Here is a 22,308-nt window from a genome sequence, read left to right as displayed (position 1 = left end):
TCAATAAACTCTTTGGAATTTTTTAAAAAAATATCGTCGTGCAGATAAGATAATGACAGCGCTAACCCCGAAGGATTTTTTTTGGTATTTAGAAAGTAAATCGCTGCCATATGCGTTAAAATTAGTTAGTTACAAAGATAATCATTCTAATTAGTCTTTACAATTTTAAAGCTACAAAGCGTATTAAATCTTAGCGATTTATTTGAATTTACAAGTACGCAATATTCAGTTTCTGATAATCGAGGAAACAAAGCGATAGATGCCGAAATGAAATCAAACTATATTTATGGTTTTATACGGCCGCGGGTACTAAAGTTCTTAAAAATGGAAATCAGTTTCACTATAAAAACTCAGTGTTTTAGAAAGAAGTAGGATTTTAAGGGCAATTAAAATTTTTCTGTAAAAAGTAGTTTCGAAAAAATCAGTTTTCAATTTTAAGCAGATATTTATCCAAAAGCCCTACAACATCTGGCATCGAAAATTTTGCTGCTTTTATTCGGTTTTGTTCGGGATCTATGGAATAATTAGTCGCGTTTCGGAAATCTGCCAACTCCAGAATTGTATTTTGAAAAGTTGCATCTTGCAAGTTACAGCCAATGAGTTTCGATTTTTTTAAATCTGCTTCGCTAAAATCTACCCCTTTTAATTGCGAATTTAAGAAGTTGCTTCTGTTCAATTTCACTTTAAAGAAAATTGAATGATCTAATTGGCAGCTCTGAAAAGTTGCGGCGAAACCAAATTGACTGCATGCTTCAAATTGCAAACCGAGCATTTTGCAATTTGCAAACTTTACATCCTGAAAAGAAGCGTTTGCCAAATTAGCATTGCTGAAATTGCACTGAATAAACTCACATTCCGAAAACTTGATTTCGGAGAGCAAACTGTTTGAAAAATTACAATTGTTAAAAGTGCAATATTCATATTCGGCAATTTCCAATCGTTTTTCGGCATAATTAATATGTGCGAACGTCTGTTCGTCTATATACTTAAAGTTCATTTTCAGCTTGCTTTATTTCAAGACTATCTACTTTTAGTATTGTATCTACTTTTTTTACTCTTTTAATTTCAATGGATTCTCCGTAAAATTTAGGTTCAACGTGAAATATTATATCTAAAAAAGCTTTAGTTCGCGCAAAGTATTCGCGCAATTTTACCTTGATGCCATTAGCACCATCAACATCCCGGGCATTAAACCCAATGGCGTTGATTCCTTTTTTTTCGGCAATATAAATAGCTCTTTCATTGTGAAACTGTTGCGAAATAATGGTGATTTCGGTTTGTCCAAAAATTGCATTGGCGCGCACTACAGAGTCTAAAGTTCGGAAACCTGCATAGTCTAAAAAAATTATCTCTTCGGGGATTCCCCGTTTAATTAATTCCTTTTTAAAGGTTATAGGTTCATTATAGTTTAGCGTTCTATTATCGCCACTCACCAAAATAAAATCAATTTTGTTGTTGTTATACAATGCCACAGCGGCATCAATTCTATATTGAAAATATAGGTTTATCCCACCTTCTTTGTAGTATTTGGCTGTACCCAATAATAGCCCAACTCTATTTTTTTGTATAGTTGAAACATTCGAAAATGTTTTGTTTTCGGTTGTTTTCGCAATGGTATAATTTGAAATGAAGATTAACAGCAGCATTCCAAAAACGCCTAAGCCTAATAATTGTAATATTCGTTTTTTGATCATTGTAATGCTATCTCAAAAATCTATTGACGTTGTGGTTAAGCCTTGCTAGAATAGCTATGACTAAAATAATATAAGCCCTCCCCTCTTGCAGTACAAAGCTAAGGAACCCTTACTATCTGAACGTGTATTTTAGACAAAATATTGAAGGTTTTAGTAGGCACGGGAATCCTACGGGGAGGGTTTAATTTTTAGAGACGTATTTACAGATTACACTTTTGGATCTCTTCTAAATACTTCGGCGAGATTAAAAAGCAAAATACAGAAAAACACCCAAATTAACCCTGCAATATATCCACCGGCAACGTCGGAGGGAAAATGGACGCCGAGATAAATTCGGCTAAGGCCTATGCTTAAAATCATGGTTATCAATACGGCGATAATAAGGTATTTAAGCCATCTATTTATTTTAAATCTGGAGAATAAATAAATTAAAAAACCATAAAAGGCCATGGCGCTCATAGCGTGCCCACTGGGGTAGCTCAAGGTTTCTACAACCACCAAATGTTCACCACCTGGGCGTGCTCGATCTACCAAGCGCTTTAACATTACATTAGAGATTGAAGCCAACAGTAAAACAAAAACAGTTTGAAGAATATACTTCCAGTTTTTAAAGTATAAAACGGAGGCTATAATTGCAAGTATAAGCATTATAATATAGCCGTATAAATCACCTATATTCGTTATAAAAACAAAGTACTTAGTTAGTGTATCTGAACGAAATGAAATTACAAATTCTGCAATTTGTTGATCAAAAAGATCTAATTCCTCTTCCTTTAATGTTTCGGTTAATTCAATAAAAATACTCGTTCCAGCAATTACTAAAATTAACGCTGCCAACACTATAAGAATATACGGAAGCTTTGGATTATCTTTCCTAAAGGTGTGTCTTAGGAAAGCTCCCAGTTTCACAATAAATTCAAAAAGGGTTTGCCTCATATTATTTTGAAAAACCCTAAAGATAATGGCATTCTTAATTGTAGCCTTAGTTTTTATGTGAAAAATTATAGAAAATATTGTCTGAAATATATTTCATAAGCCGCAATTGTCCTTTAAACTTCTAAATTACTTATAATTGACAATGTTTAATTTTTGCAGTATAAATAATATAGCATCATAAAATTTTTAGAAATAATAATTTTAGTCATTTAGCTTTAAGCTTTCACACATCGTATTTAATACCGATTACCACGACCAAAGTTTAAGTATATTTATGAATGCACCCAAAAGAAATCAAGAATTTTTAGCTTGTTTTTTTCTTAATGGCAATCTGCTAAGTAAGGCAATTAGCAATACGCTCAATCCAAATAAAGGGAGTATAAGCCCTAAAATTACAATACTTAAGAAAATATATTTCCCAGGGTGGAAATTGGAAGGCACATTAGGAACCTGTAGCTTTCCCTTCGGTTTTCGCAATAGATATGAAATGATAGCCGCAAGACTCATAATAAACAACAGGGAAGCGGTACAAGCAATAAGTAGAAAGTTCCAAGCTCCTAGTTGACCTTGATGGAAGGCCATTAACCACATTCTACCTCGCATTAAAAATCCCACATCCGACCATTTATGGAGGGCTAGCACCCTGCCAGAATACTGATCAAAATGGATAACTTTTTGGGCGTTTAGATTCTTGTAATATGTATTTGAAACACTAAATATTCCATCTTTACCTTTGGGAAAACGCAAACTCACTGTTCCTAGTAGCGGGTATTTTTTTGCAACTAGAATCATTTCATCAAGCGACATTGCATTTTTAGTAGGCCACGATTGCAGTCCTTGTCCGTCCCAAGTAGCAGGATAACCCGTGTTCGTGATTTTTTGGAGCTTTTTAAAATTATTTCCGAAAACTTCCGTCCAAGGTAATCCTCCAGCCAGAATCATTACGAGTAAGATTGAAATCCAAAAACCTGAAATTGCATGAATATCCCTGAAAAACGTACGCCTCCCTCGCTTTATTCTCGGAATAAAAAAACCAAATACACTCCATTTCTTAACTGGCCACCAAATGTAAATTCCCGTTAGCAGCATTACGAATAACCAGCAGCCAACAAGCTCTATAATTCTGCCACCCCAAACACCCAGAAACAACGATCCGTGCATATTACGAACTTCCCCCATTGGGCTTTCATTTTCGATAAATTCACCAGTGATGGCTCCATTATATGGATTAACAAATAGATGAGACACATTTGCGAATTTTCCTGAAATAAATTCAGTTGCTTCATCTGTTTTACCAGAAAGAATTACGGAATGTGGTTTAACACTACTATTTCTTCCGGCAATTTCCCATTGCTCCTGAAAAGTGAGGCGCTCATTTTTTACATCTAAGTTCCGATAATCACTAATCTGTGGGCTTTCATAGGTATTCTTGAAAAGATATATAAATCCGGTAACTGATAGTATCAAGACAAATGGGAGAATAATTACTCCTGAAATAAAATGCCATTTCATCAACCATTGGTGTAATTTAAGGTTCTTTTTCATAAAAAATTTCAAGGTGGTTAAACCTCATTTTTATTAAGCCCAACGTTAAAAATGATATTTAATACCAAAGTGAAAGGCACGCGGACTACCTACTGTAAATGTGTTCTCCTTCCGAAATACATTATAGCTTGAGCGGACTGCATAAAGAGTGTCAAAAACATTTAATAAATGCCCCCATAGCTCAATTTTTTTAGTTCTGAACAAGGCAGTCAAATTAAAAACGTGATGACCGGGATAGGTTGCAGTGGTCGGTAAATTTTGATTTGTAATTGCCTGTCCTTCAAAACTGGTATTGTAGCCACCAACAACTTCGTATTCCAGCCCAATTGAAAATCCTTTAAAGTATGTTGGGGTGTAATTCAGGCGAGATTGACCTAAGATTTTTGGTGCAGCGGCCATGTCAGTGTGCGAATAGTTTACGCCACGATCAAAAAAATCAATGTAGCGATGGGAGGCGAAACTACCATTATGTGCTATAGAAAACTGAGGGAGAAATTGATATTTAAAACCGTATTCAATTCCCATCGATTGGGTTGACCCTATATTAGCGTTAAAAAAATTGTCGCTGTCATCCCGTAAACTAACCAATGTATTCTCACCATTTAAAAGGTATAACGACAAATCAAATTTAAACTTAACGCTTGGTTGATAATATCCTCCAACTTCAAAATTGTGGTATGTACTCGGTTTAAGTTTAAAAACATTACCTCCCGTTTCCACAAAATTATTGCGGTAAAGATCTGATGCTTGGGGTGGTGTAAATCCGTTTGAGTAGCTGGCGTATGTGCCAAAGGCATTAGAGATATTATAGTTTACACCAAATTTCGGGGAAAAATGATTGTATGTTGAATAGGTGTCCTTTGCTCCAGCGCTGCTTTCAATTAGATTGTTGTAATTGTATTCAAACTTATCGTAACGTAAAGCTGTAGTTATTTTTAAAGCGTTTACTGGGGAGATTTCGTATTGCAAATAACCCGCAAAATTGTTAATATCAGCGGTATAATTCAATATAAACTTGTCTGGGTTTAATTGATAATCTAAGTTCTGTCCAGTTTCTGTGTCCACAATTATATCAATTGGGTTAGCAGTGTATTCCTGCGGGGTAAAATCCAAGGACGCTCCGATAATAAGGGTAGATTCTTTAAAATCGAAATCCAATTTATGCTGTATCAAGCCAACTATGCTCCTAAACCGATCTGAGTTTATTTCACCTATTGCTTCACCAGTTAACTGGCCATCATCTTTAAATTGCGTTATCCGATAGAAGGGTATTTGGCCAAGTACATTATTTCTAAATATAAAGTTGAAGTTTGTTTTATTTTTTGAAGACCATGTTTTAGTGAGCGTACTTCTGAAGCGAAAACTTTTAGCTACTCTTTCGGTAAAAGTCTGATCGCTTTCATAGTTTCCATTTTCATAATCTACAGTACTCAAATCGCCATTGGAATCTGAGCGATAATCGATTAAATCAATAACATTGCTCCAAGATGTTGTCTTACTAACGTGATGGACCGTTTTAAAGGTGAGCGCAAATTTTTCATAATCGCTGTGCGCCATTGGTCCGTTTTTTCTTTCTACATAATGTCCCCCAATATAAAACCCAAAGTCTTCAGTGGTGTATTGAGACATTTCGAGCTCGTAACGTTTAAGGCCCATATCATTGATTTCAAAACCTACACTTGAACGGAAATCCTTAGTTGGGGATTTCGTTATAAAATTAAAACTGCCTCCAATGGCATCGCTGCCATATATACTAGATGAAGGTCCTTTTAAAACTTCTATTTTTTGGAAAGATGTTCCGTTCATTTCCAATAATGCATTGTGGTTAAATACTGCCGTTATCCTAATGGGAATACCATCTTCCAAATAAAGAAAAAGCGCCTTGGTAGTAATTGGTGAACGAACGGCCATCATATGTTCTTCATTGCTCGCCACGGTAGATGCAGACATAAAGACCCCGGGCACCTGATTAACAAGCTGCTCCAGCTCTACCGCTTTAGTGTTTTCAATAGTAGTTGGACTTAGCACGCTGATAGCAGCTGGAATATCGCGCCTATTTTGCTGCTCGCGGCTTGCAGAAATAACAACTTCATTCAAAAGTTCGGAATCCAATTCAAGGATAATGGTAGTAAATTTTTTGGAAAGAGTTAAGCGTACAGGTTTATATCCTAAATGCGTTATTTTAACAAGGGTTTCAGATTCTAAATTAATTTTAAAATTCCCGTGGAAATCGCTTATAGTTCCTTTAGAAGAGTGTTTTTCCAACATAATTTCCACTCCTGATAATGGCTGTCCATTTTGATCTAAAACAGTTCCAGTATAAGTCTTCTGACTATAGCTAACAATGTTGACAATAAGGAAACCAAAAATAATAACACGTTTTAATTCATCGGAAAATAAACTCATAGCCTTATATGTTTATTAGGTAACTACTATAATTTTATGATGATTTTATTTCGATTTATGCAATACAGAATCCTCGGACTCCATAATATCTTCTTTCATTAAAAGTATGTAGCTATTAACAATGTCCTTTTAATGTTGCGGATTCAGGTTAAAAATATAGTCCATTACATTGGCAACAATCTTATCGCATTTTGAATTGCCAAAATCAAAAACAGTGGTATGATCTGTAAGCGACAATATTGAATCGCGAAGCATGATACGGGCTCGGTGTAAGCGCACCTTAACGTTGCTGTTGGTAAGATCTAAGCTGCTGGAAATTTCTGAAATACCAATGCCTTCCACTTCTTTTAGCATATACACGATTTTGTATTTTTCGGGCAGCGTATCTATCGCTTTTTCCATAAAATGTGACGATTCTTTATACATAGTTTTGCGTTCAGGATCCATAATTGTGCGATCTTCAATCTGTAGCACTCTGTCTTCTTGCTGTATGGCAATAGTTCTAAGTTTTTGCGCTTTACGCTTTCTTTGCAGTGCTTCGTTTATTCCTATTCGGATGAGCCAAGTTGAAAATTTTGCTTCATTTTTAAACTGATACAGTTTCTGAAATGCCTTGATGTAAGTATCTTGCATAGTGTCTTCCGCATCGCTTTCTGTACTTATATAGCTTCTAATGGTTCTATATAGCAATTCGTTGTAACGTCTCATTAAAATTTCAAAAAGTTCAATTTGTCCGTCGAGAATTTTCTCTATTATCAATGCTTCTGTAGGTTCCTTTTGATCTACGTTTTTAAGTTTCATAAGAGGTTGTTTTAATTTAGATGCTAATAGCCTATTTCGGTTACAGTTTTGTAACCTTTTTCATGGGTTTTCATCTAAAAGTTACCAGCACGGGCTAACTTTTAGAATTCACAAAAACCAATAGAACATTATAGTAAAGACATGAAAATCAACGGAGAAAAAAATATCGAAACAGCATTCTTTCCGAACAATAAAATATGTATTGACGTTCAGGATGACAGCAATAAAGAAAAAATGGAATCCATAAAATACCATTTCGGTAAAATAATGGAGACGTTGGGTTTAGACCTAGCTGACCCAAGCTTGCAAAAAACCCCAGAAAGGGTGGCAAAAATGTATGTGAATGATGTTTTTAAAGGATTGGATAAAAACAATTCTCCAAAGGTTTCTTTTTTTGAGAACACCAGCGATTATAAAGAAATGATCTTGGTAGATCATATCACAATTTACTCTTATTGCGAGCATCATTTTGTACCTTTTTTTGGAAAAGCCGCCGTGGCATATATTCCAAAGGACCGGGTAATAGGATTGTCAAAAATTAATAGGATCGTACAATTTGTTGCCAGTAAACCCCAAATACAAGAGCGACTTACTATGGAAATTGGTGAAAAATTTAAGGAGCTTTTACAAACTGACGATATTGCCATTTATATTGAAGCCAATCACTTATGTGTAGCTTCGCGCGGGGTTAAAGACAACAACAGTATAACCTCAACCACTTTTTTTGGTGGAAAATTTGCGAAGAATAAAATGAAAAATAGGTTTTTGAATTCGATTCAAAAATAGTTTCTACAATTGTTTGTAACGAAAAAAAATGAAGTCCGCATCTATACTGGTTGCATTCGTCTTATCAAGTTTTTACCAAAGGTTGGGGTTTAAGTGCTTAAAATTTTAACTCGCGTTTAAATAGTCCTTTCGCGTATTTACAACCCAACCTCAATCGGAAATAGGTTACACAAATTTTCTTATGTTCATCATATATCCGAAGTGCATCCCTTCGTGATAATTATTGAATTGGTGTGCATCTTCAAATGATGACAAAATAAATCCTTCACCAACCTTTCTTTCATTATAGGTTACAAATTTTCCATTCCGAAAATCAGCTTCTGTTTTTTCTAAAAGAAGCATTAAGAGCCCTTTAAGATCATCAACTTCCTGTTGTGACGTATTTCCCGTGGGTTTTGTTCCTGGCATATATAATTTGAATAATTCTTCCGAAACGTAACCTTCTAAACCCGAACCTTTATAAACTAGCGCTTGTTGTACAACAATTACATGTCCGATATTCCAAATTAAATTATTACTGAACCCCGACGGAATCTTATTTAATTGTTCCAAGGAATAATTGTTGAAGTATGCCAACAATTGCTCTCTATTTTTCTTCCAAATTTTAAATGAAGTGTTCATATTCTATTGTTTTAATTCTTTGATTTATTTACCCTAAGCTTTTCCGTGGTGCTTTACTGATTTTTGTTTTCGTATTTGCTTTATTTCTGAAATAAGCCACTAAAGATAATATGAGCATCCCCGCAGCCGTACTATAAATCCAAGCCGGAATTGGCATGGGGTCGCCAGCAGCATATGAATGTAATCCGGACAGATAGTAATTCACTCCGAAATAAGTAAATATAATAGACCATATAGCCCAAAGGCTCGCAACATTAAAGATGAGTTTTCCCCTAAGTTTTGGAACTAATCGCAAATGGAGAACCACGGCATAAAATATAACCGAAATAAAAGCCCACGTTTCTTTGGGATCCCAGCTCCAATATCGTCCCCAGCTCTCGTTTGCCCACATTCCGCCTAAAAAAGTACCTACAGCGAGGGCAAAAATTCCCACGGTCAAAGCCATTTCATTCACAATAGTTAATTCTTTTATCGCACGTTTAATTTTTTGGGTAGGTTTAGCGCTCAATAGTGTTAAGGCAATGGCGCTTAATACGGCCGAGAGTCCAAAGAAGCCATAACTGGAGGTAATGATACCCACGTGAACCATAAGCCAGTACGATTTTAACACTGGTTCCAGCGGGGTAATTTGAGGATCTAACATAGATCCGCCGTGGGCAAATCCCATCATTATCATGGCTACCAAAGCTCCAGCGGCAGGTATAAAAGCATTTCTATTTCTATAGAGAAGCAAGCCAGAAAGCACTCCAATTGCCGAAATAAATACAATCGCCTCATAACCGTTGCTCCAAGGAGCATGCCCGGAAAGATACCAGCGAATGCTTAAGGCAATCACTTGAATGGTCAAGGCAAAAACCATTATTCCCAGCAGTATTTTGGTTAAGAGGCGAATAAAATTATTATATTTTGTTTCCGAAGAAAATACCTCAGCAAATCCGAGTATAATCATAAATACACCTAAAATGCTGTACCCTATCATCAGCCAAAAAAATATATTTATACGATTGTAAATAATTTCCAAATTAACTTTTGATGGCGACGGTACAATAGCTTTTCCCCAAACTTGCTGAAATTTGCTTATAGTTTCAATACTGTTATTGGCTTTACTCCAATTGCCGGATTTTAAACCTTTTTTTACACCTTCAAAATAGGGGGTTAATAGGCTATAGGCGTTTTCGTCTATGGTAACGGCGTTTTCCTCCGTACTATAAATCCAGCTTCTCCAAGTTTGTCGTGGATCGTTTTTTACAGGAATAATATTGGTGTAATACCCAAATGCGATGTTACTAAAAATATTAAAGCGTTCCGTAACCGCTATCACCGCCTTGTCATATTTAGATTGGTCGGCCTTTCGTTTGCTAAAAGATGCGTTATTTTGTGCGTCTAATTTATAAACCCCTGTACTTGGATTTACGAGATTGGTATATGTGGTATATCCCGCCGCATTGGCTCCGGTTTCTCTTAAGAGCTTTTCTCCTCCTTTTAAACCTACTTTTATAATAGGTTCATTTGCCCAAAATCCCGGATCTATTTGCATAGAAATAAACCATTGTTCAGGAGTTATAGTGATCTTGTGTTTTTTATAAGTGTCCTTTTTGTAGATTTTTCTGAGCAACTCTAACGAATGGGTATTAACAGGCTTAATTCGTCCTTGAAAATCCTGCACTAAAAGACGTCCAAATTTTTCTGCATGTTTTAAATTAATTATTCGATTAGAACCTAATGCTTCACGGGATGCAAATTGAGCATCGGGACCAATTTTTTGTTTCGGCTGCAACGTAGTATCTGCAATTTTCCCTGTGTAATCCTGTGAAAAGCTAGGCGTTGTAGCAAGACCTATTCCGAAGAAGAATAAAAAAAACAGAAGGGAGCTATTTTTTTTATGCATTTTCTTTAGTGTATTATTTAAACTCCAGAAATGAGTGCCTTTCCAAAAAAGTGTAAAAAACATTCCTAAAAATAAAAGGAAATATCCAAAATAGGTTACTCTTGTTCCCCACCAATCGGCGTTTACAGACAGAATTGTGCCGCTTTCATCTGGAAAATAACTCGCTTGAAAAAACCGATATCCACGATAATCCATAACGTTATTCATAAATACATGGTGCTGATTCTCTGATCCCTTATCAATTACCGTTATCTTACTTTCATAAGATGAGGGATTATTTGAACCTGGATAACGCTCTAAAAGAAAGTCGTCGCAACGCAATTCAAATTCCGTTTTAAGTATCTTCGACCCAAATCCTAAAGAAACATCTAGCCCATTAATTTTTAAAGTTTTGTTTAGTTCGGTAACGCCTTTTCCACCTTTTATCAATAGCGTATCAATTTCATTGCCCGATTTTAATTCTACCTGAATAACTTCCAAAAGATTTTTGTCCATCGGATTGTTTTTGTCGCCTTTGTAATAAACTATTTTTCCGTTAAAAGCACTTTCGGGAATAATAAAATTAGTGTTGCTTACCGTGTAAAGTGTTCTGTGATTCAGCGTATCCGTTTTATTCGCTTTAATATTTCCCGATTGTTGCGCCAATAATGTAGCATCAGTTACTACGCCCTTTTGCTGCCCTTCCATAGACATGTATCGCCCATCTGTTGGGAGGGTAAGCATTAAAACGCTATTCTTTTCCATTAGTTGAACCGCATCTTGATCCGGTTTGTTAAAACTGAACATTGTACCATCAATATTTTTGATTTCACCTTCGGGAATATAATTATTCACTCTACCACCTTCCCCTATGGTTACGATGTTGAGCATCTTCTTTCCCGATTCGGTTATTTGAAGCGAGTCTTTGGCTAGTGGAATATAGTTTAGGGTTTTTAAAGAAATAACCTTGTCGTCAAACCGATAATTTTGTTCAAATGTTCTTTTGAATGGCCATTTGGTGTCTTTGGAATTAAAATAAGACATCATATATGAGTTCTTGTCATAAATCCGCATTTTACTTCCATCACTTACATTGAGTTTGAAATAAGTGAGGTCGCTGATAATTTCGTTGGTGGTCTGTCCTTCCTTTATCGGCATTTGCCCTTCAAAACTGACGTAGCGTGTAATTGCGCCACCAATAAACATAAAAATAAACGCCAAGTGAAATACCAGTATTGGCCATTTTTCTCGTCTTGTAAGGTTGTAGGTTTTAATATTTGCAACAAATAAGAGTATCAGCCAAAGCATTAAAATTTCGAACCAAGTTGCATTGTAAACTAGTGTTTTCGCGGTGGGCGTGTCAAAATCATTTTCCACAAAAGTTGCCACAGCCATGGAAATGCCATATAGCAGCAAAAGAACCGTCATGGTACGGGTGGAGAATAGAATTTTTTTTAAACTTGACATTTGTTAATTTGTTTTGTGAGCATCGAATTTATATGTGTCTCGTAATATGTAAAAGAGCAGTTGTTTATCCGTTAAGCGCGATGCGAATTTATTACTTTCGCGATCATCATTTCTCTATTAATACAACCTAAAGGCTATGGCAAACAGGAGGTAATAAAATGGATAGAGTTTTAAGACTGCGAAAGTCAAGTTCCTCATATTTGATGATTTTAGCAGTAAAAGGTTACAAGATTTATTTTGAAGGGTCTATTAAATCTGTAGTTGAAGTAATTGTATGCAGTTTTTATTCCTCCGATTTTTTGAAAATTAGCGATCCACTTACAAGGGAATCATTTTTTATTTCAAAATCTCTTGTTAGCACACCTAAATTACTAAAGTAACTACCTTCTTCTTTTTTATAGATGTTTCCATCCAAAATTCCCCACTTTAAAATGTAATGATTATCTTTTTTGTCAATGGAAATGGCTGGCCAATTTTCTGTATTTTGATAGGTACCCAATATTTTGTCCGCAACCTTACTTTCTGTTAAAAGTTGTGAATCTTTAGGATATGAAATTTCATTCTCCCTTTCAAAACCTTTTTCAAATTTTGGTTTCTCACTCTTGAAAATACTGTCTGCTGATAATCCATTTATTATATTGTAAGCATAATCTGCCATTAGATGAGGCAATAGATATGCTCTGTTATCATTTGAAAATGCAATAATTCCAATTTTTTTATTCGGCATAAATGACATATGAAAACTTATTCCCGCCAAGTTTCCAAAACGTGTTAATATCTTTTCTTTCTGATATTCAGCAATATCCCAACCTAAACTGTAACCAGTGCGATTGTAATTGAAATACTCTTTGTCTTGAGGTGTGGTAGAAGTGTGAAGTTCTGACCAAGAATTTTTATTCAGCAAAATCTTGTCTTCTCTAATATTTACACTTAACCATTTTGAAAGGTCATTTATAGTTGAAATTATACCGCCTGCTGCGTGCATTGTAATGTCTTTTTTATAAAAACCTTTTTCAATAATCCCTCTTTCTTCGGAAATGGTAAGTGATGGACGAATGTTTTTTAAGTTGTAATCACTAACATTCGCACTAGTGTTTTCCATTTTTAATGGTCTAAAAATATAGTCTTTCATTTCTGTTTTCCAGGTTTTTCCTACAACATTTTCTACGACCATAGCTGCGATAATTGGTCCAACATTCGAATATCGAAATTTACCTGATGGGTCATAAAGAAAGTCTGTATTTAAATCGTTGATTAATTCTTCATTTTTACCGCTATAACCCAAAAAAGCTGTTTTCCACGTCATACTTGTGCTAAATGTGCCGTGAGTGTGATTTAAAAGGCTTTTAATTGTGATTTTCTTTGTGTCTATACTGTCACTGTAATCAAGTTGTGGCAGGTAATCATTAAGTGATTTGTTTAAATCGAGTATCTTTTTCTGTTCTAATATTTTGAGTAGCGTTCCTGTAAATGCTTTTGTGCTAGATGCAATATAAATAGGGGAATTATTGTCAAGAGATGATACTTTTCCATTTAGAATATCTCTGTTGAGAGCAAATGAATAAGCCAATCCATTTTCATCAACTACAGCAAAAATAAAATCTCCATACAATTCTTTTTCTTTGTAGATGTCTTTTACTTGGTTTTCAAATTTTGATGAAAAGTTGGGATGTTCTTCTTGGAATTTGCTTGTGTTTTGAAATGTAGAATGTATTCCTGTCTTGCAAGAAAATGCAAAAAGCATAAAAAGTATTAAAAAATGTGGTCTGATACTTCGATTTATTTCTTTCATTATTTTATAGATAAGGCAATAAAAATTTTAAATTGGTTACAGTTTTTGATTTTAAAATTATAGTTATTTGATTTTTTTTTTCATTTCTTCAGTTACTCCTTTTGGGTTAGGATATCCTGTGCTTTCGAGCTTTTTTATGATAGTGTGATAATCAGGTTGGTTTCTGTTTTGGGAAAGTTTATAGGCGGCTTGAATTTCCAATGACTCGTTCTATGCAATATCTAAGTTACATCGAAACGCTTTTCTCTAATTCGTATGCCAAATATGCAATCCATCCAAACATAAATATGGCTGCTATTCTTTGTGTTAACCCCTGATAATCTTGAGGGTCCAAACCAACGATCGTTGACCAGAAATATATGAACATTACAAAGCCAGAAATTATAGATATCTTAAAAAAGGTCTTTCTTACCATTTCATTTTTTAATTCATAACAACTAATAAATGGCAATAACATAAGTGAAAGACCAATTCCATAAAATCCGTGCATTGGACTACCCATAGGGAACAATCCATTAGACATCATGGAAATACTAAATACAATTAATATTACGCTTGAGAGATAGAACCTCTTGTATTTAAGCATAATTCCCAAAGCCAATAAAATACCGGATAAGCCCGACAAAAGCGCCCCGCTTTCTAAAATAAAAATTGCGGTTTTATAGGTTGTCAATGTAATTTCGCTTCCTTGTTGTTTTATCATGCTGTAACCTGGGACTAAAAACCCGGCTATAGTGACTGGAACAAAGAATAATAAAGGAATAAATTTTGCTTGTTTTATTAAATAGTTCATCGCCTTAATTTACAGTTAATTGATTTTTTTTTCATTTCAGTCACAACTTCATCTGAAATAGGGTTTCCATTTTTTTCGAGCTTTTCAATGATAGTGTGATAATCAGTTTGGTTTCTGTTTTGCGAAAGTTTATAGGCGGCTTGAATTTCATTTATTTTTATACTAAACCCAACGATTCCATTTATTTGTTTAAGCGTTTCACTTGACATGTTTTCTACAGAAACTGGATTTTCAGAATTCCTTTCGTGCTTGTTTACTAATTTCCTTAAAGAATCTAATAATTCATCGCCTTCAATAATTCTGATTTCCCCGTAAACGTGTACTGCAATATAATTCCAAGTAGGAACATTTTCTTTTTCGTACCAAGAAGAAGAAACGTAGGCGTGTGGCCCGTTAAAAATTGCTAGTATTTCCTCTTTGTCATTAAAATTTTCCCATTGCGGATTCGCTTTTGAAACATGCCCCACCAGTACATCTTCTCCATATTCATTTTTATCGATTTCCATTGGAATATGGGTTCCGGTCAATCTTTCCTCCGTCCGGTTTATCAAAATCCCAAAACTATTTTGAATCAGGAAGTTTTTAACCTCTTCTAAATTTTCGTTTTTAAAATAATTGGGGATGTGCATTTTGTTTTCGTTTTAGACTGAAATATTTATTTCACTTTCAATTCAAACTTTAATGATCTTCGCATTTTATTAGTGACTACAATAACATAGGTTCCACTTTTTAGAGCGAGATGTCCAAGAGCATTTTTATTTTGAATTTCAATAATATCTGTAGGAACAGCTTTAGTAGTATCCTCATCTTTAAAATAAGCCAAAACCATCACCGGAAATGAAATGTTTACATCCTTTAAATCAATCTTGATTTCTTTATTATCTGAATCAAATAGCCAGTTTGGCCTGTCATTTAAATAGTTCGTAATTGGATGAAAGACTGCTATATCGGTATAACTTTCTTCTTTGGTATATTTTAGTGGTTTGCCGTTTTCGTCGAGTAGTACAGAGGCTTCACTTAAATTCAAAACTTCTAATAATGGATTATTTAATTCTGATTTGCTTCTTTCACTATACTTGGTTTGGTTAATTGTCAGTGGATTTATTCCTGTAAATTCATACAGTCTTCCTGCCATAGCCTTTTCCCAATTTTGAACATCTCCTTCTAATACGTGACCAAAACCACAATGGATAATATATTTCTCATTGGGATTTTTATCAATAATACTTTTTATGTTTTCTGCTTGTTCAATTTCTCTTTCTTTTCCGTTTGACGTAGACGTTCGTTCGTAGGGAAAAACAGTATAGCCATTTTTTAGAGCGGTTCTAACTAAATTTCCAAATTTTGGGTCTTTGGTGTAATAGCCACTTTCTTGAATTGGGTAGCCTCTTTTATTGAGTAGGGAATCTACATTTTCGCCGTTGGTTAAGGCTTCAAGTCCGAGATTTGTGTACCCAATTTCATATAATTTTTGAAGTAGTTTTTCAGTAAAGGCGCGATGAGACGAATTATAATGTGCTTCATTTATTATGACAACTTGGTTTGATTTTGCTCGTTCAACAATATAATTTATTGCTGGTACAATTTTGTATTTGGCAATAATTGAATCGATTTGCTTTTGAGAAAGTGTTTTAGCACTTCCTAGAAATGCGACATCCCATTGTTCTAATGCATTTTTATAATCTCCATTGATTGCATATTCTCCTGCTGAAATTTGATATTTCCAGGCCACGGTATCTTTAACAAGTTCTTCTTGAATTTCAGAATTGAATTTATAATTGTTTTCAAAGTCGATACTTTGATATATCAATTTACTTTTGCAGCTTGTAAATAATATCAAAACCAGAATTATATAAAGAATTCTATTAAGTTTCATATTTGTACTTTTAGATTGATCTTCAATGACGCCTTTCTTTTTGGTCATCGTTTTACATATATTTTGATATAAAGTGATTGCTAATTTTGGATTTTAAAAACACGATAATAAGTTGAACAATCATTAGTTCATTTACTAAAAATGCATCTCTTTAGAGGTCAGTTTAACTGGGGATAGACTCCTCTAAAAGAGATGCATATAAAAAAAGTGGATCTGAAAATTCTAAGTGTGTTTCAACCTTTAGACTATTAATTTCTTATAACGATTTCAAATATTCAGTAAGGTCATCCTTTTCAGAACCGGTTAAGGCGAGATTATTTACTTCATTATATCTAGTAACCACATCACCTAAGGTTGCGGCAGAACCATCGTGAAAATACGGTGGATGTTGCCACAATCCTTTTAACGGGCTAACTCTCCATTTTTTGGTAGCCGATCGTTTAACATAATCTTTATCTACCGCTACCGATGCACTTTGAGGATGAAGTTTTCCACCATCTACAACATCTGTAAATAATGGTCCGTTGTGGCAGCTCGCACACTGCGCTTTTCCAGAAAATAGTTCTTTACCACGTGCAGCGGCAGCAACATCAAACGAACCTGCTGGTGGCGTTGGTGCGGAAATTGAAAACTGATAGGCCTGTAAAGCAGGGAGTTTGTCTGTAACTAAATCATCGCCTTCTCTGTGATCTACTTCTAAGTTAAGACGTGGGTCTGCAAAATACCCATGGCCACGCATTTGCGTTACCGCCACGTATCTATTCCAGTACGCCACTGGTCCTGCTGGTTCGTGTTCAACATCACCATCGCCGGTAAAAATTGCCTTTGGCAAACCATATAAACCATAAGCTGGCGGAATTACAACAGGGTTATTTAACCCATCGTTACTATATCTGGGATCATATATACCCGGACCCCAAGAGGCGTAAACATCTTTTGTTTGTTGATCTAAGGCTGGTGATAATGATATAATGAGCCCGGGATCTAAATCACGATTTGCCCAACCATCTAATCGGCTTCCTATTCCCGGAGCAAAAGAATCATCTACTGTGGAATGGCATAATGCACAGGTTATTCCCATTCTATCTAGCTTTAAAGAGCCATCGGCATTTTCGCTTACTTCACCTTGCACCCCAACCACGGCATTAAGCTGTAAAAGCACGAGCGTAGTTTGTGGATCGTCCAAATCAACTTGTCCATTTTGGATGGCTTCAACAACGGCAGGTGGCAATGCTTCGGCATCTACTTTTAACCCTACTGCCAATGCGGTATTCGGACTTACGGCAGCTTCTACAACTTCATTCATCTGTAACACATCTGTCCAAAACGTTTCATCGCCAAAAGTGTCGTAACGGAATATATCTTGCCCTTCCTGTACCAATTGGGCATCTAAGGGAGGTAGGTTTAAACTGCCTTCTCCAGGTGCCAACCTACCGGTATCGCCATCGTCATCATTGCTACAACTGTATAAGCCCAGCGACGTAAATACGCCGAGCAGCAACATATAAATCATAATTTTTTTTCTCATAATCTTTAGGTTTTATTTGTGAATTAATAATCTCTCCCTATTTCGAAAAATCAATTTCGAGGTTTCGATTCTTTAGTTTTAGATTCATAAAATTGAATCCGGTTACAAAAAAATCCAGATCATTTTTTAGTTATGTTAAATATTGAAAGAGCAATATTGAAGTATTACCACCAAGAAGGTTGAAGTTGTTAAAAAGACAATAATTCTAAATTAAAATAAAACCTATCACACGTATTATAGGTTGTAACCTGTTTGAATATTTCGTTTTTTAACGCCAATGGTAACCAAATGCGTTTTAACTTCCTTTTCAAAACTTCGGGGGCCACAGATATAAAAATATTGTTCTGTACTGCTGATTAATTTTGAAAGATAATCTTCGTCAATTTTCCCAAAAGAAAGATTTCTAGATTTTGCCCTACTTAAAATAACAGACAGTTTATTATTAAAGGTTTTTTTTAATTTATTGTAGTATAAAACATCGCTTTTACTTTTGTCTGCATAGATTAAACTGTGTTCCTGCTTTACATCTATACCTTTGTCTTCAATGGTTTCAAAAATTGGCAAAAAGGCCGTTATTCCCGCGCCTGCCGCTATAAAAGTTCCACTACCCTTGTATGCGTACGAATTCCAAGGGGTAGAAATTTGAACTATTTCATCCGGTTTTAATTTTGAAATCGCTTCGGTAAGTCCCTTTCGCGGATACACTTTAATTATAAAAGCCAAATGATTTTCCGAAGGCGTATTGGCGATTGTAAACGAAGCTACCGAAAGTTCAAATCCGGGTTTAAAAATACTTAAGTCAACTACTTGTCCGAGTTGGAATTCAAATCTAAAAGGCTTTTCAATTTTTAAAAGAATTACGTTGTTATTTATAGTTTCAACGCTTAAAACTTTTACTCTATACGGAAAGATAAAACCCATATCCAATTGTTTTCTGTTCACATTTTGGATGAGTTTTATTAAATTAGGTTACAAAGGAGTAGTTATATTTAATATTTGCTGCGATTATTTGCACAGCGCCTTCCGCGTTATTTCATCAAGTTTTGCTTTGCTTCCTTAAGAAGCTTTAAGAAAAGGTCAATATCTTTTTTATGGGTTCTAAAAGATAAAATTGCAGCGCGCAAAGTGAGTTTATCATCAAGAATTGTGGAAGAAATGAAAATACGTCCGTCTTTTTGAATATAGTCTAAAACCCTTTTATTTTGCGTGTCGTTATCGTATTTCTTTAAAGCCAATCTAAAAGCTACAACGCTTAAATCTGGTTTGCAGACTAATTTATAACCTAGGGCTAACAATTCATCCGACAGGTATGTAGTTAATTGCAATTTTTCGTTTAAATAATCGGTAAAGATCTGCTCTCCGTATAATTTTAATGGCAACCACATACGTAAGCCGCGGTAATGTTTACTCAGTTCTGGCGATAAATTAGATGGAGAGTACTGGTCCTCAATATAGGCATCGCGCATATAATTGGCGGTATAGCTATGAGCGGCCGCGAGATGCTTTTTATTCTTTACCAACACGATTCCCGAACCATAGGGTAGAAACATACCTTTATGCGGATCAAGTATAATGGAATCGGCCATTTCAATACCTTTTAATTTTGCCCTGCCAGAAGCCGTTAGCATAAAAAATGCCCCGTACGCTCCATCAACGTGAAACCAGAGATTGTAGTTTTTTGCAAGTTTCCCCAATGCCTCCAACGGATCTACGGCACCAACATCTGTAGAGCCGGCGTTTGCAATGAGCAAAAAAGGTTTTAGCCCCATTGCACCGTCAGCTTTTAATTGATTTTCGAACGCTTTTACCGAAATTCTAAAATTATCATCCAAAGCAATTTCGCGAACAATACAGTCTTCCAGCCCAATAATTTTTAATGCTTTATAAATACTGTGGTGTGATTGTGCTGTGCAATAAACCACGTTTTTAGCTATGGCAGTACCAATTACTTTTTTGTGGTGTTTGGCAGTATGGAGCGCAATAAGGTTGGCTAGGCTCCCACCAGAAGTCAAATTACCGCCAAAATCTTCCGTAAATCCCATTAATTTGCCAGCCCAATCTATTAGCGCATCTTCCATCCGTACGGCACCGGGCGAGGCATAAAACTCGCCAGCATATCTATTGGTAACGGCGGCCAGATAATCTGCAACGGCGGCACTGTATATTCCTCCTCCGGGAATATAGCCCAAATGCCCCCCGGAAGTGGGGTTTAGTCCAACGTTTAAAACCCGTTCCTCAAAAAAACTTAAGATATTGTCTAAAGAAGTTTTTTCAGAATTTATATTAAAAAATGAATCGGCGTCGGTGGTTTGATGCGTATTATAATGAAAAGCCTTTCGCTCGGGAAGACCTTCTAAAAATGCTTCGGAAAAGTTATTTATTTTATCAAAAAGGGCTTTGCGCTCTACGGCTGTTTCTTCGAGTTTACGATTAGAATTGTCTTTCATATTGAGGGGATAAAAAAGCAAAACTAATTAAAATTTCAGAAAAACTACTGCTTGTAATCTTCGCGCACCTCATCGGAATTGGCAAAACAAACTGGCGACGCATTGTGTGCAATCACGCTTTTAGACTCAATCCACTTGCTCAAATACTTTGTACTTTGTAGCGTATGGTGCTGTAAAATTTGTCCTGTAAAATTATGCTGCCGATGTGCATCGAGCCTAGCCAGAAGCTCATTTATACGCGACATAAATTGTTTGGAAAAAAGATTTTTTCGAAAACGGTTTTTAATTATTCCAAACCCATTTTTCTGGGCTTCCTGCCATGTATTTTCATCAGAATACAAGTGTATAGCTTGCGTGATAAAATTGGTTTGTTCATCAGTAATTGCGCCACCAAAAGGATATTTTCCTCCCATGGCCTCTGCTCCAATTTTTGTGGTTACAGAGGGCAACCCAAAACGCATTGCATCGAGCAATTTGCCTTTAAGGCCGGCGCCAAAACGTAAGGGCGCCAATTGCAAGCGATACATTTGCAGTGTTGTTTCCAAGTTATTAGCCCAGCCTTTGATAATAAAACCTTCTTTTTTATTATTTAATTGAAGAATTTGTTGCGAAGCATATGCCCCATAAATATGCAGCTCTGCCTTTGGAAGTTGCTTTTTAATTTCGGGCCAGATTTGCTTTAACTGCAAAACCGAATCTACATTCGGCGCGTGCAATAAATTGCCAATCGCAATAAAATTTTGGCGTTCTTTAAATGAAGAAGTCTGTATTTCTTCGGAAACCGATTCAATTAAAAAAGGTAAATAGTGAAGTATTTCACCGGAAATTTTAAAGGTATTTTGAAGCAGCTCCATTTCATATTCTGAAATAATTAGCGACAGATCGCAACGTAAAATACTCGCCAATTCCCGCTTGGCCAAATTTGAAAATAAATTTGCATCAGAAACCGAAAGGTTTGCTTTTATTGCTTCTTCCCTCGCCTTCCTTAGAAAATGTAAATCTTCGGTGTCGAGAATTTTAAGGCAATTCGGACAGTTTTCTGAAATGCGCCAACCAAATTGTTCTTCAGAAATATATCGATCAAAAAGTACGATTTCAGGATTTAGGTTTTTTATAAATTCATCAAAAGAAGGATCGTTTAAAAGAATGTTTTTTACCGAAATGTTTCGTAATTCCAGTTTAGCAGTATGTCCCGAAACCGAAGCTGTACTCGCAAAGGTTATCTCATACTGTTCAGCTTCAAATAACTGTAACAACTGCATCATTCGGCTACCTGCAGCTGTTGTGCTGGGCTCCGGAAAAGTGTGACCGATGATGAGCAGTTTTTTCAAAATTGTAGCGTTCAGGTTAACGTATTTAGATTTTTTTAAAATCCATAAAATTCGCACATAATTGTAAGGTTAAAAAAGGCAGTAATGGCTCCAAAAATAATCATTGCACTAACGAACAAAGTGCCCAGAATTACGATTTTATTTTTTGCGTGATAATTTATATAATTAAGCACCACTTGAAAAAGCAAGGCAATGGTTTGCGCAGTCAACATACGCTGTGCACAAATTACGGTGGGTTCTTTATAATACAGAAAATAGGTTGCCAGCATTAACACTACATACAGCGTAGTTATCCCGAAGAGGACCGTTTTCGGAAATGTAAAACGTTGGGAGTTTCTCATAATAGCGAGTTTCTTTCAAAGATAACAATTCAACAGCATATTTGTAAAAAGTTACTTTTTTTGAAATATACTTCCCG

The 22,308-nt window shown here is 35.5% G+C and carries 18 protein-coding genes; 1 reads left to right on the top strand and 17 read right to left on the bottom strand.

What is annotated here, in order from left to right; all coding sequences use genetic code 11:
• Positions 1–421: 421 nt before the first annotated feature.
• The 6 genes from QCQ61_RS09165 to QCQ61_RS09140 form a co-directional block, all read right to left on the bottom strand.
• Entirely contained in the window at positions 422–997 is a 576-nt protein-coding gene (locus QCQ61_RS09165) for a pentapeptide repeat-containing protein (protein ID WP_279447341.1), read from the bottom strand.
• Positions 987–1,694, bottom strand: coding sequence for a SanA/YdcF family protein (locus tag QCQ61_RS09160; protein ID WP_279447340.1), 708 nt, complete (start codon positions 1,692–1,694; stop codon positions 987–989). The genes QCQ61_RS09165 and QCQ61_RS09160 overlap by 11 nt, the downstream gene beginning before the upstream one ends.
• A 207-nt stretch (positions 1,695–1,901) precedes the next feature.
• Positions 1,902–2,630, bottom strand: a complete 729-nt coding sequence (locus QCQ61_RS09155; RefSeq protein WP_279447339.1) for a phosphatase PAP2 family protein — start codon at positions 2,628–2,630, stop codon at positions 1,902–1,904.
• Positions 2,631–2,924: 294 nt separating this feature from the next.
• Complete coding sequence (locus QCQ61_RS09150; RefSeq protein ID WP_279447338.1) at positions 2,925–4,175, bottom strand: PepSY-associated TM helix domain-containing protein; 1,251 nt, start codon at positions 4,173–4,175, stop codon at positions 2,925–2,927.
• Between the two features lie 45 nt (positions 4,176–4,220).
• Entirely contained in the window at positions 4,221–6,581 is a 2,361-nt protein-coding gene (locus tag QCQ61_RS09145) for a TonB-dependent receptor (protein WP_279447337.1), read from the bottom strand.
• A 129-nt stretch (positions 6,582–6,710) separates the two neighbouring features.
• Positions 6,711–7,382 carry an RNA polymerase sigma factor gene (locus tag QCQ61_RS09140; protein WP_279447336.1) on the bottom strand — a complete coding sequence of 224 codons (672 nt, stop codon included), beginning with the start codon at positions 7,380–7,382 and terminating at the stop codon, positions 6,711–6,713.
• A 141-nt stretch (positions 7,383–7,523) separates the two neighbouring features.
• Between QCQ61_RS09140 and folE the strand changes: the two genes are divergently transcribed.
• Complete coding sequence (gene folE / locus QCQ61_RS09135) at positions 7,524–8,168, top strand: GTP cyclohydrolase I FolE (RefSeq protein WP_279447335.1); 645 nt, start codon at positions 7,524–7,526, stop codon at positions 8,166–8,168.
• Between the two features lie 165 nt (positions 8,169–8,333).
• On the opposite strand, the gene QCQ61_RS09130 is transcribed toward folE, so the two are convergent.
• The 11 genes from QCQ61_RS09130 to QCQ61_RS09080 all read right to left on the bottom strand — a co-directional run bounded on the left by QCQ61_RS09130 (position 8,334) and on the right by QCQ61_RS09080 (position 22,231).
• Entirely contained in the window at positions 8,334–8,789 is a 456-nt protein-coding gene (locus QCQ61_RS09130) for a DinB family protein (protein WP_279447333.1), read from the bottom strand.
• 28 nt (positions 8,790–8,817) lie between these two features.
• Positions 8,818–12,123, bottom strand: coding sequence for a cytochrome c biogenesis protein (locus QCQ61_RS09125; RefSeq protein WP_279447332.1), 3,306 nt, complete (start codon positions 12,121–12,123; stop codon positions 8,818–8,820).
• A 283-nt stretch (positions 12,124–12,406) separates the two neighbouring features.
• A complete protein-coding gene (locus QCQ61_RS09120; RefSeq protein WP_279447331.1) occupies positions 12,407–13,915 on the bottom strand; it encodes a serine hydrolase domain-containing protein in 1,509 nt (502 codons plus the stop codon).
• 226 nt (positions 13,916–14,141) lie between these two features.
• The gene (locus tag QCQ61_RS09115) at positions 14,142–14,708 is read right to left on the bottom strand and encodes a DUF998 domain-containing protein (RefSeq protein WP_279447330.1); all 567 of its coding nucleotides are present in this window, start codon (positions 14,706–14,708) and stop codon (positions 14,142–14,144) included.
• Positions 14,705–15,337 carry an FMN-binding negative transcriptional regulator gene (locus QCQ61_RS09110; RefSeq protein ID WP_279447329.1) on the bottom strand — a complete coding sequence of 211 codons (633 nt, stop codon included), beginning with the start codon at positions 15,335–15,337 and terminating at the stop codon, positions 14,705–14,707. The genes QCQ61_RS09115 and QCQ61_RS09110 overlap by 4 nt, the downstream gene beginning before the upstream one ends.
• Before the next feature lie 26 nt (positions 15,338–15,363).
• Positions 15,364–16,632: a hypothetical protein gene (locus QCQ61_RS09105; RefSeq protein WP_279447328.1), complete on the bottom strand. Its 1,269-nt coding sequence runs from the start codon at positions 16,630–16,632 to the stop codon at positions 15,364–15,366.
• A gap of 208 nt (positions 16,633–16,840) precedes the next feature.
• Positions 16,841–18,112: a c-type cytochrome gene (locus QCQ61_RS09100; RefSeq protein WP_279447327.1), complete on the bottom strand. Its 1,272-nt coding sequence runs from the start codon at positions 18,110–18,112 to the stop codon at positions 16,841–16,843.
• A gap of 234 nt (positions 18,113–18,346) precedes the next feature.
• Complete coding sequence (locus QCQ61_RS09095) at positions 18,347–19,054, bottom strand: FAD-binding oxidoreductase (RefSeq protein WP_279447326.1); 708 nt, start codon at positions 19,052–19,054, stop codon at positions 18,347–18,349.
• A gap of 86 nt (positions 19,055–19,140) precedes the next feature.
• Positions 19,141–20,559: a pyridoxal phosphate-dependent decarboxylase family protein gene (locus QCQ61_RS09090; protein WP_279447325.1), complete on the bottom strand. Its 1,419-nt coding sequence runs from the start codon at positions 20,557–20,559 to the stop codon at positions 19,141–19,143.
• A gap of 44 nt (positions 20,560–20,603) precedes the next feature.
• Entirely contained in the window at positions 20,604–21,890 is a 1,287-nt protein-coding gene (locus QCQ61_RS09085) for a glycosyltransferase (protein WP_279447324.1), read from the bottom strand.
• 35 nt (positions 21,891–21,925) lie between these two features.
• Positions 21,926–22,231, bottom strand: a complete 306-nt coding sequence (locus QCQ61_RS09080; protein ID WP_279447323.1) for a hypothetical protein — start codon at positions 22,229–22,231, stop codon at positions 21,926–21,928.
• Positions 22,232–22,308: the final 77 nt, after the last annotated feature.

The organism is Aequorivita marisscotiae, from assembly GCF_029814825.1.
Lineage (GTDB): Bacteria > Bacteroidota > Bacteroidia > Flavobacteriales > Flavobacteriaceae > Aequorivita > Aequorivita marisscotiae.
The sequence above is the reverse complement of the archived record's forward strand: the minus strand, read 5'-3'. Positions and strand labels throughout refer to the sequence as shown.